We start from the raw sequence: 14,046 nt of genomic DNA on the forward strand, positions 1-14,046 counted from the left end.
GCCGGGGGGCGACCGGCGGGCGGAGCGGAAGAAAAGTCCGAGCTGCGCGGGAACGGGGAGGTTCCAGTGGTCCGAATGCGTTCGATCATCGTCGTGCTGGGGGTGGCGCTGCCGCTCTTCTTCTCCTCCAGCGGCTGTGACTGCGGTGGAGGCGGAGGGCTGGGCAACTGCCCCGAAGAGGTCTGCAACGGCGTCGACGACGACTGCGACGGCGAGACCGACGAGGACGAGGCCTGGGCCACCAAGGGCGAGACCTGCTTCGTCGGCCAGGGCGCCTGCCAGGCCGCCGGCGTCATGATCTGCAACGAGAACGATCGCGCCGGCCCCCTGACCTGCTCCGGCGTCCCCGGGACGGAGTCGGTGGAGGTCTGCAACGCCGTCGACGACGACTGCGACGGCGAGACCGACGAGGAGCCGCACTGGTCGAACCGCGGCGACGTCTGCCGGGTGCAGGTCGGCGGCTGCGTCGGGGTGGGCGTCTTCATCTGCGATCCGCTCTCCCCGGACGCGCCGACGATCTGCGACGCCATCGCCGGTCCCCCGACCACCGAGGTCTGCGACGGCCTGGACAACGACTGCGACGGGGACACCGACGAGGGCGCCACCTGGTCGGACCTGGGCGGGGGCTGCAGCGTGGGGCAGGGCATCTGCCAGCGGCCGGGCCTCATGGTCTGCGACCCGAACGACGTCAACGGCCCGACGGTCTGCAACGCCCAGCCGGGGGCGGAGGGCGTCGAGATCTGCAACGGCCTCGACGACGACTGCGACGGCGAGACCGACGAGGAGACGATCTGGTCGGACAAGGGCGAGACCTGCACCATCGGCCAGGGCATCTGCGAGACGCCCGGCATCCGGCTCTGTGATCCCGCCAACCCGGCCGGGCCGACGATCTGCTCGGCGACCCTGCGCAGCCAGGGGGTTCCCGAGATCTGCAACGGCCTCGACGACGACTGCGACGGGCAGACCGACGAGGACGCGGCCTGGGTCGACAAGGGGAGCCTCTGCTCGAGGGGCCTCGGGGCCTGCCAGCGCACGGGCGTGCTGGTCTGCGATCCCACGGATCCCGGCGGGCCGACGGTCTGCAACGCCGTGGCCGGCGCCATCAGCATCGAGGTCTGCGACCGCGTGGACAACGACTGCGACGGCAACACCGACGAGGACGCCATCTGGGCGGACCTCGGCGACATCTGCCGCGAGGGCAGCGGCTCCTGCGAGACGGTGGGCGTCCGGGTCTGCGACACCGCCAACCCCAGCGGCGCCACCGTCTGCTCGGTGAGCGCGGGCGCCGGCGGCGCCGAGGTCTGCAACGGCCTCGACGACGACTGCGACGGGCAGACCGACGAGGACGCCCTCTGGTCCGACAAGGGGAGCATCTGCACCAGCGGCCTGGGTCAGTGCCTGGCCACCGGCACCAAGGTCTGCGACACCACGGACACGGCCGGGGCCACCGTCTGCTCGGCCACGCCGGGCGCGGTCGGAACCGAGGTCTGCAACGGTCTGGACGACGACTGCGACGGCTCGACGGACGAGGACGCCCAGTGGACCGACAAGGGCACGGTCTGCAGCGTGGGCACCGGCCAGTGCACCGCCTCGGGCACCCGGGTCTGCGACACCGGCGATCCAGCCGGGCCGACCGTCTGCTCGGCGACGCCCGGTGGCTCGGGGGCCGAGGTCTGCAACGGCCTGGACGACGACTGTGACGGCCTCACCGACGAGGACGCCCCCTGGGCGAACAAGGGCACGGTCTGCTCCAACGGCGCCGGGCAGTGCGAGACCAGCGGCACCATGGTCTGCGACACCGCCGACCCGGCCGGCCCGACGGTCTGCTCGGCGATCATCGGCGCCTCGGGGGTCGAGGTCTGCAACGGCCTGGACGACGACTGCGACGGCCAGACCGACGAGGACGCCCTCTGGACCGACAAGGGGCAGGTCTGCGCGGTGGGCGTCGGCCAGTGCGTGGCCACCGGCACCCGGGTCTGCGACACCGCCGACCCCGCGGGGCCGACGGTCTGCTCCGCGACGCCGGGCGCGCCGGGCACCGAGGTCTGCAACGCCCTGGACGACGACTGCGACGGCTCGACCGACGAACTCACCTGGGCCGACAAGGGCACGATCTGCACCTCCGGCGCCGGCGCCTGCCAGCAGACGGGCACCCGGGTCTGTGACACCGCCGACCCGACCGGCCCCACGGTCTGCTCGGTGGGCGGGGGCGCCCCCGGCACCGAGATCTGCAACGGCTTCGACGACGACTGCGACGGCCAGACCGACGAGGGGACCTGGGCCGATCTCGGCGACATCTGCCGGGTGGGCACCGGCGCCTGCGAGGTCGTGGGCGTGCTCGTCTGCGACACGGGCAACCCGGCCGGCCCCTCCATCTGCTCGGTGAGCGCCAGCGCGCCCGGCAGCGAGGTCTGCAACGGCCTGGACGACGACTGCGACGGCAGCACCGACGAGGAGGCCCAGTGGGCCGACAAGGGAGCGGTCTGCACCGTGGGGGCCGGCCAGTGCTCGGCCACCGGCACCCGGGTCTGCGACACCGCGAACCCGGGCGGACCGACCGTCTGCTCGGCGACCGCCAACGCGCCGGGCAGCGAGATCTGCAACGGCCTGGACGACGACTGCGACGGCAGCACCGACGAGGACGCCCAGTGGACCGACAAGGGGACGGTCTGCACGGTGGGCACCGGCCAGTGCGCCTCCACCGGCACCCGGGTCTGCGACGGCGCGAACCCCGCCGGGCCGACCATCTGCTCGGCGGTGGCCGGCGCCTCGGGGACCGAGATCTGCAACGCCCTGGACGACGACTGCGACGGCAGCACCGACGAGGACGCCCTCTGGGCGGACAAGGGCGCCGGCTGCACCGCGGGCACCGGCCAGTGCACCGCCAGCGGCGTGAAGGTCTGCGACGTGGCCAACCGCGCCGGCGCCACGGTCTGCTCGGCCACGCCTTTCGCGCCGGGCAGCGAGGTCTGCAACGCGCTGGACGACGACTGCGACGGCAGCACCGACGAGGACGCCCAGTGGACCGACAAGGGGACGGTCTGCGTGGTCGGGAGCGGCCAGTGCGCGGCGACCGGCACCCGGGTCTGCGACACCGCCAACCCCGGGGGGCCGACGGTCTGCTCGGCGACGCCGGGCGCGCCGGGCAGCGAGGTCTGCAACGCCCTGGACGACGACTGCGACGGCAGCACCGACGAGCTCGTCTGGGCGGACAAGGGGGACATCTGCACCTCCGGCAGCGGCGCCTGTGAGCGCACCGGCACCCGGGTCTGCGACACCGCCAGCCCCGCGGGGCCGACGATCTGCTCGGCGACGCCGGGCGCGCCGGGCGTCGAGGTCTGCAACGGCCTGGACGACGACTGCGACGGCTCGGTGGACGAGGACTCCTGGACCAACCTCGGTGTGGTCTGCAAGGTGGGCGACGGCATCTGCGAGAACCTCGGCGTGCGGGTCTGCGACACCGCCAACCCCGGCGGCCCCACGGTCTGCTCGGTCAGCCCCGGCTCGCCGGCCATCGAGGTCTGCAACGGCCTGGACGACGACTGTGACGGCCTCACCGACGAGGGCGCCGCCTGGTCGAACAAGGGCACCCCCTGCCTCGACGGCACCGGCCAGTGCCAGGTCAGCGGCACGATGATCTGCGACGCCGGCAACCCCGGGGGGCCGACCGTCTGCTCGGCCACCGCCGGCGGCGGGGGCGCCGAGGTCTGCAACGGCCTGGACGACGACTGCGACGGCCTCACCGACGAGGAGGCCCAGTGGGCGGACAAGGGCGTGGGCTGCACCTCGGGCACCGGCCAGTGCGTGGCCAGCGGGGTGAAGGTCTGCGACACCGCGAACCCGACCGGGCCGACGGTCTGCTCCGCGACCGCGGGCGCACCGAGCGCCGAGATCTGCAATGCCCTCGACGACGACTGCGACGGCAGCACCGACGAGGACGCCCAGTGGTCGGACAAGGGCACGGTCTGCACCAACGGGGCCGGCACCTGCGAGACCTCGGGTACCAAGATCTGCGATGCGGCCAACCGGGCGGGGCCGACGATCTGCTCGGCCGTCGCCGGCGCCCCGGGCAGCGAGGTCTGCAATGGCCTGGACGACGACTGCGACGGCAGCACCGACGAGGATCCCCAGTGGTCGGACAAGGGTGTGGGCTGCACCGCCGGCACCGGCCAGTGCGTGGCCAGCGGCGTGAAGGTCTGCAACACCGCCGACCGGGCCGGCGCGACGGTCTGCTCGGCCACCGCCGGTGCCCCGGGCGCCGAGGTCTGCAACGGCCTGGACGACGACTGCGACGGCAGCACCGACGAGGAGCCGCAGTGGGCGGACAAGGGCGCCGTCTGCTCCAACGGGGCGGGCACCTGCGAGAACAGCGGCACCAAGATCTGCGACACCGCCGACCCGGCCGGGCCGACGGTCTGCTCGGCGATCATCGGGGCCCCCGGGGTCGAGGTCTGCAACGGCCTGGACGACGACTGCGATGGCAGCACCGACGAGGGCGGCGCCTGGGCGGACAAGGGCGTGGGCTGCACCGCCGGCGTGGGACAGTGCAGCGCCAGCGGCGTGCGGGTCTGCGACACGGGCGATCCGGCCGGGCCGACGGTCTGCTCGGCGACCCCCGGTTCGCCGGGGGCCGAGGTCTGCAACGCGCTGGACGACGACTGCGACGGAGCCACCGACGAGGTCGTCTGGGCGGACAAGGGCACCATCTGCACCAGCGGCACCGGCACCTGTGAGCGGACCGGCGTGAGGGTCTGCGACACCGCCGACCCGGGCGGTCCCACGGTCTGCTCCGTGAGCAGCGGCGCGCCGGGCAGCGAGGTCTGCAACGGCCTGGACGACGACTGCGACGGCAGCACCGACGAGGACGCCCTCTGGAGTGACAAGGGGACGGGCTGCACCTCCGGCACCGGACAGTGCCTGGCCTCGGGCACCAAGATCTGCGACCCGGGAGATCCGGCGGGGGCGACCGTCTGCTCGGCGACGCCGGGCGCGGCGGGCACCGAGGTCTGCAATGGTCTGGACGACGACTGCGACGGTGGCACCGACGAGGTGGTCTGGGCGGACAAGGGGACGATCTGCACGGCCGGCACCGGCACCTGCGAGCAGACCGGCGTGCGGGTCTGCGACACCGGGAACCCGGGGGGCCCCACCGTCTGCTCGGTGAGCGGCGGGTCTCCGGGGATCGAGGTCTGCAACGGCCTGGACGACGACTGCGACAGCAGCACCGACGAGGGGGCGCTCTGGTCCGACAAGGGCGCGGGCTGCACCTCGGGCACCGGCGTCTGCCAGGCCTCGGGCACCAAGATCTGCAACGCGGGAGATCCCGCCGGCGCGACCGTCTGCTCGGCGACGCCGGGCGCGCCCGGGAGCGAGATCTGCGACGCCCTGGACAACGACTGCGACGGCGCCATCGACGAGATCGTCTGGGCGGACAAGGGCACCATCTGCACCGCGGGCACCGGCGCCTGCCAGCAGACCGGCACCCGGGTCTGCGACACCGGAAACCCGGCGGGCCCGACGGTCTGCTCGGCGACCGCCAGCGCGCCGGGCGCCGAGATCTGCAACGGCTTCGACGACGACTGTGACGGCAGCACCGACGAGGGCACGTGGGCGAACAAGGGCACCATCTGCACCGTGGGCGCCGGCGCCTGCGAGGCGGTGGGCGTGCTGATCTGCGACACCGCGGATCCGGCCGGCCCATCGATCTGCTCGGTGACGGCGGGGGCGCCGGGGAGCGAGGTCTGCAACGGCCTGGACGACGACTGTGACGGCCTGACCGACGAGATCCTCTGGGCCGACAAGGGCACCACCTGCAGCGTCGGGACCGGCCAGTGCACGGCCTACGGCGTGAAGGTCTGCGACACCGGCACCCCCGGTGGGCCCACCGTCTGCTCGGTGAGCGCCGGCGCGCCGGTGGCCGAGCTCTGCAACGGCCTGGACGACGACTGCGACGGCAGCACCGACGAGGAGGTGCAGTGGGCCGACAAGGGCACGGTCTGCACCGTCGGCGCCGGCCAGTGCGCGGCCACCGGCACCAAGATCTGTGACGCGGGCAGCCCCGCCGGCCCCACCGTCTGCTCGGCGACCCCCGGCGCGGGCGCCACCGAGGTCTGCAACAGCCTGGACGACGACTGCGACGGCAGCACCGACGAGGTGACCTGGGCCGACAAGGGGCAGGTCTGCACCGTGGGCACCGGCCAGTGCGTGGCGACCGGCACCCGGATCTGCGACACCGGCAGCCCCGCGGGGCCGACCATCTGCTCGGCGACCGCCGGCAGCGGCAGCGCCGAGATCTGCAACGGCCTCGACGACGACTGCGACGGCGGCACCGACGAGGACGCGCTCTGGGTCAACAAGGGCGAGGTCTGCACCAGCGGCACCGGCACCTGCCTCCGGAGCGGCACGCTGATCTGCGACACGGGGAACCCGGGCGGCGCGATGGTCTGCTCGGCGACCGCGGGCGCCCCCGGCACCGAGGTCTGCAACGGCCTGGACGACGACTGCGACGGCTCGACCGACGAGCTCACCTGGGCCGACAAGGGTGACATCTGCACCGTGGGCACCGGCGCCTGCCAGCAGACGGGCACCCTCGTCTGCAACGCCGGCAACCCCTCGGGCCCGACCATCTGCTCGGCGAGCGCCGGCAGCGGCAGCGCCGAGATCTGCAACGGCCTGGACGACGACTGCGACAGCCTCACCGACGAGGGCGCCCTCTGGGCCGACAAGGGCACCGGCTGCTCGGCGGGCACGGGCATCTGCGCCGCGAGCGGGGTGAAGGTCTGCGACACCGCCGACCCCGCCGGGGCGACCGTCTGCTCCGCGACGCCGGGGGTGGCGGGCGCCGAGGTCTGCAACGGCCTCGACGACGACTGCGACGGCAGCACCGACGAGGTGACCTGGGCCGACAAGGGTGACCTCTGCACCGTCGGCACGGGCACCTGCGAGGCGACCGGCGTGCTCGTCTGCAACACCGGCAACCCCGCGGGGCCGACCGTCTGCTCGGCGAGCGCCGGCGCGCCGGGCACCGAGGTCTGCAACGCCCTGGACGACGACTGCGACGGCAGCACCGACGAGCTGAGCTGGACCGACAAGGGGCAGGTCTGCACGGTCGGCGCCGGCCAGTGCGCGGTCACCGGCACCCGGATCTGCGACACGACCTCCCCCGCGGGGCCGACCGTCTGCTCGGCGAGCGCCGGGGCGCCGGGCACCGAGGTCTGCAACTCCCTCGACGACGACTGCGACGGGCTGACCGACGAGGTGACCTGGGCCGACAAGGGGCAGCTCTGCACCTCCGGCACCGGCCAGTGCGCGGCGACCGGCACCCGGATCTGCGACACCGCCGATCCGGCCGGCCCGACCGTCTGCTCGGCGACCGCCGGCGCGCCCGGCACCGAGGTCTGCAACGCCCTGGACGACGACTGCGACGGCCTGACCGACGAGGTGACCTGGGCCGACAAGGGCGACATCTGCACGGCGGGCACCGGCGCCTGCGCGCGGACGGGCACCCGGATCTGCGACACCGGCAGTCCCGCGGGGCCGACCGTCTGCTCGGTCAGCGCGGGCAGCGGCAGCGCCGAGGTCTGCAACGGCCTGGACGACGACTGCGACACCCTCACCGACGAGGGCGCCCTCTGGGCCGACCTGGGCGTCGGCTGCATCTCCGGGGACGGGGTCTGCGCCCGCCCGGGCATCAAGATCTGCGACACCGGCTCACCGGCCGGGCCCTCGGTCTGCTCGGCGACGCCCGGCGCCCCGGGGACCGAGGTCTGCAACGGCCTGGACGACGACTGCGATACCAGCACCGACGAGGGCGGCGCCTGGGCCGACAAGGGTGACGCCTGCACCGAGGGCGTCGGCATCTGCCTCGCCGCGGGCGTCCGGGTCTGCGACCTGGGCGACCCCGCGGGGCCGACCGTCTGCACGGCGAGCGCCGGCGTGCCCGGGAGCGAGTCCTGCAACGGCCTGGACGACGACTGCGACAACAGCATCGACGACAACCTGGCGGCCCCCGGCTGCCTCGAGCAGGACGGCGTCTGCAACGGCTCGGTCCAGACCTGCGGCGGCGGCCTGGGGTGGCTGGCCTGCACCGGACCGGAGTACGGCGTGCAGTACGAGCCCACCGAGCTCACCTGCGACGGCCTCGACAACAGCTGTGACGGGAACACCGACGTCGGCATCCCCTCGCAGCTCTGCGGGCTCCAGAGCGGCGTCTGCAACGGCGCCGTGGCCACCTGCAGCGGCGGGGCCTGGGGCGCCTGCGGCGCCGCCGAGTACGGCCCGGAGTACGAGGCGTCCGAGGCCAGCTGCGACCAGCTGGACAACGACTGCGACGGCACGACCGACGAGGGCTGGCTCAACGGTGGCAAGTACGACCAGCACACCGCCTGCGGCAACTGCTACACCGACTGCACCGCCATCTACGCCCGGCCGAACGCCTACGGGACCTGCGACGCCAGCGGGTCCCCGAACTGCGTGATGACCTGCTGCACGATCGGCGATCCCAACCCGGCCTGCGACGGGCTCTACGACTACGCCGACGCCGACCTCGTGGTCAGCAACGGCTGCGAGTTCCAGGACGCGCCCGACGCCGTCTACGTCTCGACGCCGGGCAACGGCGGCATCGACGCGCCTACCTGCGGTCCGGCGAACACCCCCTGCGCGACCGTGAGCTACGGCATCAACATCGCGGACACCACGGCCGGCAAGTCCCGGGTGCTGGTCAGCGGCGGCGCCTACTACGAGAACCCGGTCATGGCCGATGGCATCAGCGTGCTCGGCGGCCACAACCCGACCACCTGGGCCCGGGATCCGGCGGCGAACACCACCGTCATCTACGGCTCCGCTGGAGCGGTGTCCACGCCGGACGACCGCGCGGTGGTGACCTTCTCCGGGATCACCCGGCCCACCGAGCTCTCGGGCTTCGTGATCTTCGGGGAGTTCGTCAACGGCGTCTCGGGCAACAGTGCGGTCATCGACTGCTCGGACTGCGACGCCAACGTCATGATCCTGGACAACACCCTCTACGCCGGAAACGCGGGCAGCGGCGCCGACGGTGGCGACGGTGCCACCGGCAGTGATGGCGTGAACGGCTTCGTGGGCATCGACGCCACCGAGGACGGCACCTGTCCGGCCTGGCCGAAGAACACCCAGCCGCGGAGCGTGGGTGGGTCGGGTGGCATTCTCCTCTGCGGCGCCACCGCGGTCTCGGGCGGCCAGGGCGGCCGGGCCTACTGCCCCGACTTCGACGAGTCCTCTCCTCTCACGGACCCCTTCGAGAACTTCCCGACGGCCGACGCCTTTGGACTACCGGGCCTCGGCGGCGCGGGCGGCAGCGGCGGCAGCGCCGGCTGGGACGGTATGTCCTACGACCCTTCGGGTCCCTCGCCCTGCTCCTGCTACCAGCCCTCGTCGCCGGCGGTGATGGAGGGCGGCGACGGCCTCGACGGAGCGACCGGCTCGAACGGCGGAGGGGGCGCGGGATGTGCCCTCGCCGGCGGCGCGGTGGTGGCGGGGCGCTGGGTCGGCAACCCGGGCGCCACCGGCCAGGACGGTGACGACGGCTCCGGCGGCGGCGGCGGTGGTGTCGGCGGCGGAGTACAGCAGGTCAACTGCAGCCCTGGCGACGCGGGCACCCACGACCTCGGCGGCTCCGGTGGCGGCGGCGGCTCGGGTGGCTGTGGCGGTGGCGGCGGGGATGGCGGTAGCGCCGGAGGCGGCTCCTTCGGCATCTTCCTCCACTTCGCCTCGATCCCAGCCGGTGCGCCGCAGATCGCGGGCAACACCATCGTCACCGGCTTCGGCGGCATCGGGGGCAGCGGCGGCAACGGTGGCTTCGGCGGCATCGGTGGCACCGGGGCCGCGGGCGGCGCCCTGGGCGACGCCGGGTCCCTCTACTGGTGCGCCGCGGGCGGCGGTCGGGGCGGGGAGGGTGGAAACGGTGGGAACGCCGCCGGCGGCGGCGGCGCGTGCGGCGGCGTCTCGGTGGGCATCTACTCCTGGGGTCAGGGGGGCACCGACTTCTCCGCGATCAACGCCGCCAACACCTTCCAGCTCTCGGGCAACGGCGGGACGGGAGGCAGCGGTGGGCTCTCCCTCTCCGCCAACGGAACGGACGGCGCCAGCGGCGTGCACCAGGCCACCAACTTCTAGGGGTCACCAGGCCTCCCCCGCGGCCGCGTCTCCACGGGCGCGTCCGCGGGGAGGGGCCTAGACTCCAGGGGCATGAACCCCTGGAACTCCTGGACGACCCGCATCGCTGCTGCCCCCCTGGGCTTCGTCGCCGGCGCCGTGCTGGCCCTGGTCTGGACCGGCGGCCACCACGCCCAGAAGCGCCGCTGCCACCCGCCGGTGAGCGCGGCCCACGCCTCGGTCGGCGGCTACCACGCCCGGCCGGCAGAAGGCCCGGTCCTCCGTCGCGCGGTGGTGGTCCCCGTGGGTCAGGCCCTGACGATCCACGTCGAGGGCGGCCTGAAGAGCGTGGTCCACGACGCGGCGCTGGCCGAGGTGGCGGAGGTCACGCCCCTGGTCGACGGCTCGCTGCGGATCGAGGGCCAGGCGGCCGGGGAGGGGAGCTTGAGCGTCTGGCGGCCCGACGGCGGCAAGACCGTGTACCGGGTGGAGGTCCTCGGTGAGGACTACCGGCCTTACCAGCCGCCCTGCGGCAAGCGCAGCCTCTGGGTCCATTGATAGAATCAGCCCCTCTTCGCTGGAGGGGTCCATGAGGTTCCGGCTCGTCATCGTCGTCGCGCTGCTCTCTTCGGCGCCGCTGATCCTCCTCGTTGCCGGCTGTGATGCGCTGGCCTGCGGACCGGCGCCGGGCACGGTCTGCGCCGATGACGGTCGACCCGAGCCGCCCTGCTACGTCTGCCAGAACGGGGCGTGGCGGGAGCAGCACTGGGACCCCGCCACCGACGGCGGCACCTACCGACCCGCCTTCAAGACCTGCAGCAGCTCCGACCTGCCGCCGATGGCGACGGTGGACTGGGAGCACCCGGTGCTCACCGGCGCGGTGCTGCTCGCCGGCGCGCCCGACCACTCGGCCCAGGACGTGATCGCGATCGAGGATCAGAGCACGACGATCCCCGGGAAGTTCGCCTACGGGGACATCTCCAAGGATCTCGAGGGAGAGTACGTCGAGGTCTACCTCGACGACTGCTCGGGGCAGCTTCGGTTGATCGGCGAGACCCTCACCGACAGTGATGGCCGGATCGCGCTGAGCGTGCCCTGGAACGAGCGGCCGCCCGTGGGGGCTCATCGCCTCCACTTCCGGGTGAAGGGCGACGACAGCCGCACCTCTTCCTGGCTGCGGGTCGTGCCGCCGGGGACGAAGGCGATGGTCGCCGACATCGACGGGACCCTCACCACCTCGGACCTCGAGCTCTTCCAGGACATCTTCTCCGAGTACTTCGATCAGCTCGGCGCCGGGGCCTACGTCCCGGAGGCGCGGGCGGGGGCCATCGACCTGACCCTGCGGCGGCGGGTCGAGCAGGGCTACCTGCTGATCCTGGTGACCGGGCGGCCCTACTACCTCACCGACATCACCCGGGAGTGGCTGGAGACGACGGGGGTCGCCCCGGCCCACCTCCACGTCACCGACTCCAACGCCGAGGCCGTGCCCAGCGACACCGGGGTGGGGGCCTTCAAGGCCGACTACCTGAACGGCCTGAAGGCGATGGGCCTCGACCTGGTCGCGGCCTACGGCAACGCCACCACCGACATCTACGGCTTCGAGCAGGCCGGGATCGACAAGGCAAGCACCTTCATCCTGGGCAAGCACGGCGGCGAGAGCGGCACCGTGGCGCTCGGCGAGGACTACCTGCAGCACCTGCAGGACATCGCCGCCGAGCCCCCGGCGACTCAGCCCTTCGACGGGTGACCCGCAGCCGGTAGTCTGCGGCCATGACGGCCGCGATCGGACTGACCCTGCTCCTGCTCGCCGGAGGCGATACAGTCGCCCGGGTGAGCGCCCCCGTCCCCTACGCCGAGGCCGAGAAGGCCGCGCTGGCCAGCGCCGGGGAGGCGGCGAGCTACCCGCGCCCCGCCGGCGTGCGCCTGCGCATCCTGGAGCCGGTGAAGCGCACCGAGCACGCCTGGATCCTGGAGGCGGTGCTGGAGAACCAGGGGGAGGCGGCCGCCGAGGTCGTGGTCCTCTCCCTGCCCCTGCACGTGGAGCTGGGCGGAGAGGGCGTGACCCGGGTCCCCCACGAGGGCCCGCCGCCGCCGCCCCCCGTCCCGCCTCGCCCCGAGCGGCTGACGATCCCCGCGGGGGGCTCGATCCTCTTCGCCCACGGGTTGACGCGGGCGTACTACCGGCTGGCCGGGGACGCGAAGCCGGTCCTCCGCTGGTCCTTCCACTTCTGGGACGAGCCCAGGCCCTCCGGTGAGGTGGCGCTCGACCCCCGCCCCTGAACCGCGAGGCCGCGACGATGATCCCCCTGCGACCGCGAGCGAGCCTGCTCTCCCTGCTGGCCCTCCTGCTCCTGCTCACCTCCGGCTGCGCCTTCGGGAAGGCGATGAAGGCCGGCGACGAGCACCTGGCGGCCGGCCGCTACTCCCAGGCCCTGAACGCCTACGAGAAGGCCCTGAAGCTCAAGCCCGAGTCGATGGAGGCCCAGGCGAAGGTGGCCCAGGCGCAGGCGGGGCTCTTCGAGGAGAGCTCGCGCAAGGCGACGGCCCTGCTCCAGGGGGGGGACATCCTCGGGGCCATCGAGGTGGGCAGCGAGGTCCACCGCCGCCTGCCTCCCAGCGCGGCCAAGGACGAGCTGATCAACGGCATCGCCGCCGGCGCCAACGCCCGGATCGATCAGGAGGTGGGGCAGGGGGAGTACGGCGTCGCCCTGGTGGTGATCGACGCCGCGGCGAAGGGGCTGCCGACCTGGTCGGCGGCCATGGAGGGGCGCCGCCAGCAGGTGGTGGCCCGCTGGGTCGAGGTCCTGGAGGGGCTCGGCGAGTCGGCCCGGAAGGCCGGGCGCCCGGGGGACGCGCTCCTCTGCTACGCCCAGATCGCCCGGCTCACCGGCGTGCCCGCCCACCTCGCGCGCCGGGACGAGCTCCGGCGCCAGCTCGACGACGAGCTGCGCTATGTGATCCAGCCGCGGGGGCAGGTGCGGGACGAGGGCTTCATGGCCGTGGCCCCCCGCCTGGCGACGCGGGATCCCGGGCCGCTCCTGCAGGTGCTCGGACCGCGGGAGAAGGGGAGGGCGGCGGTGCAGCTGGGCTTCTCCCTCGGCCGCCCCACCTTCCAGACCTACCGGAGCGACGACTCGAAGTCGGTCGAGTACCAGAGCGGCACCCGGCAGGTGGCGAACCCCTCCCACGAGAGCAAGCAGAACGAGGTCACGGATCAGGAGCGCCGCCTCAACGAGGCGCAGGACGAGGTGCTCACCCAGACCGAGTACGTCGAGCAGTACTCGGAGGACGTCGCCCGCGAGGGCCCCTCCCCGAACACGAGCACCGGCGCCGAGCAGAACCTCTCCAACGCCAAGAATCGCCTGGAGGCCGCCCGCCGCAAGGAGAAGGAGGAGCGGGACCGGCTCCAGAAGCTGCGGGAGGAGCTGCGGGACACCCCCGCCTTCAACGAGGAGCCGGTCTACTCGGTGCACACCTTCCCGGTGGCCACCTACACCCTGCGGGCCGAGATCCGGCTCCAGGGCGACCTCACGCACGGGGACGGCCGGCCGGCGCAGGGCTTCGGCGACCAGCTCGTCACCTCGGCGAGCGACGAGACCTACCCGGCTCAGCCGGTCGCCGGGGTGGCGGAGGATCCGCTCGCGCTCCCCTCCCAGGGGGAGCTGGCCGACCGGCTCTGGGAGCAGGCCCGCCTGCGGATCGAGGCGGAGGTCCGCCGGAGCTTCGACGAGCACCGCCACGCCTTCCTCGCCCAGGCCCGCGCGGCGAAGAGCGAGGCCGAGGTGATCGAGGCCCTGGTCGCCTACGTCCTCCTCGACCCCTCCTCGGTCGAGCCGGAGGTCGGTGACTGGCTCTACCGCCTGCGGCGGATCGGCGGCGTAGCGGATCTGCTCGCCCGGTCCAGGTGAGGGGACTACA

At 73.5% G+C, this 14,046-nt stretch carries 5 protein-coding genes; all 5 read left to right on the top strand.

What is annotated here, in order from left to right:
* The first annotated feature begins 75 nt into the window (after positions 1–75).
* Entirely contained in the window at positions 76–10,149 is a 10,074-nt protein-coding gene (locus P1V51_11320) for a MopE-related protein (protein ID MDF1563626.1), read from the top strand.
* 72 nt (positions 10,150–10,221) lie between these two features.
* Positions 10,222–10,686: a pilus assembly protein N-terminal domain-containing protein gene (locus P1V51_11325; GenBank protein ID MDF1563627.1), complete on the top strand. Its 465-nt coding sequence runs from the start codon at positions 10,222–10,224 to the stop codon at positions 10,684–10,686.
* 31 nt (positions 10,687–10,717) lie between these two features.
* A complete protein-coding gene (locus P1V51_11330) occupies positions 10,718–11,875 on the top strand; it encodes a hypothetical protein (protein MDF1563628.1) in 1,158 nt (385 codons plus the stop codon).
* 23 nt (positions 11,876–11,898) lie between these two features.
* Positions 11,899–12,408 carry a hypothetical protein gene (locus P1V51_11335; protein ID MDF1563629.1) on the top strand — a complete coding sequence of 170 codons (510 nt, stop codon included), beginning with the start codon at positions 11,899–11,901 and terminating at the stop codon, positions 12,406–12,408.
* A gap of 17 nt (positions 12,409–12,425) precedes the next feature.
* Positions 12,426–14,036 (top strand): tetratricopeptide repeat protein, encoded by a 1,611-nt coding sequence (locus P1V51_11340; protein MDF1563630.1) that lies wholly within the window; start codon positions 12,426–12,428, stop codon positions 14,034–14,036.
* The last annotated feature ends 10 nt before the right edge of the window (positions 14,037–14,046 follow it).

This window comes from Deltaproteobacteria bacterium (assembly GCA_029210625.1).
GTDB lineage: Bacteria > Myxococcota > Myxococcia > SLRQ01 > SLRQ01 > JARGFU01.

Coding starts and splice junctions, on each gene's coding strand:
- P1V51_11325 (MDF1563627.1), top strand. CDS start 10,222: ATGAACCCCTGGAACTCCTGGACGACCCGCATCGCTGCTGCCCCCCTG.
- P1V51_11330 (MDF1563628.1), top strand. CDS start 10,718: ATGAGGTTCCGGCTCGTCATCGTCGTCGCGCTGCTCTCTTCGGCGCCG.
- P1V51_11340 (MDF1563630.1), top strand. CDS start 12,426: ATGATCCCCCTGCGACCGCGAGCGAGCCTGCTCTCCCTGCTGGCCCTC.
- P1V51_11335 (MDF1563629.1), top strand. CDS start 11,899: ATGACGGCCGCGATCGGACTGACCCTGCTCCTGCTCGCCGGAGGCGAT.
- P1V51_11320 (MDF1563626.1), top strand. CDS start 76: ATGCGTTCGATCATCGTCGTGCTGGGGGTGGCGCTGCCGCTCTTCTTC.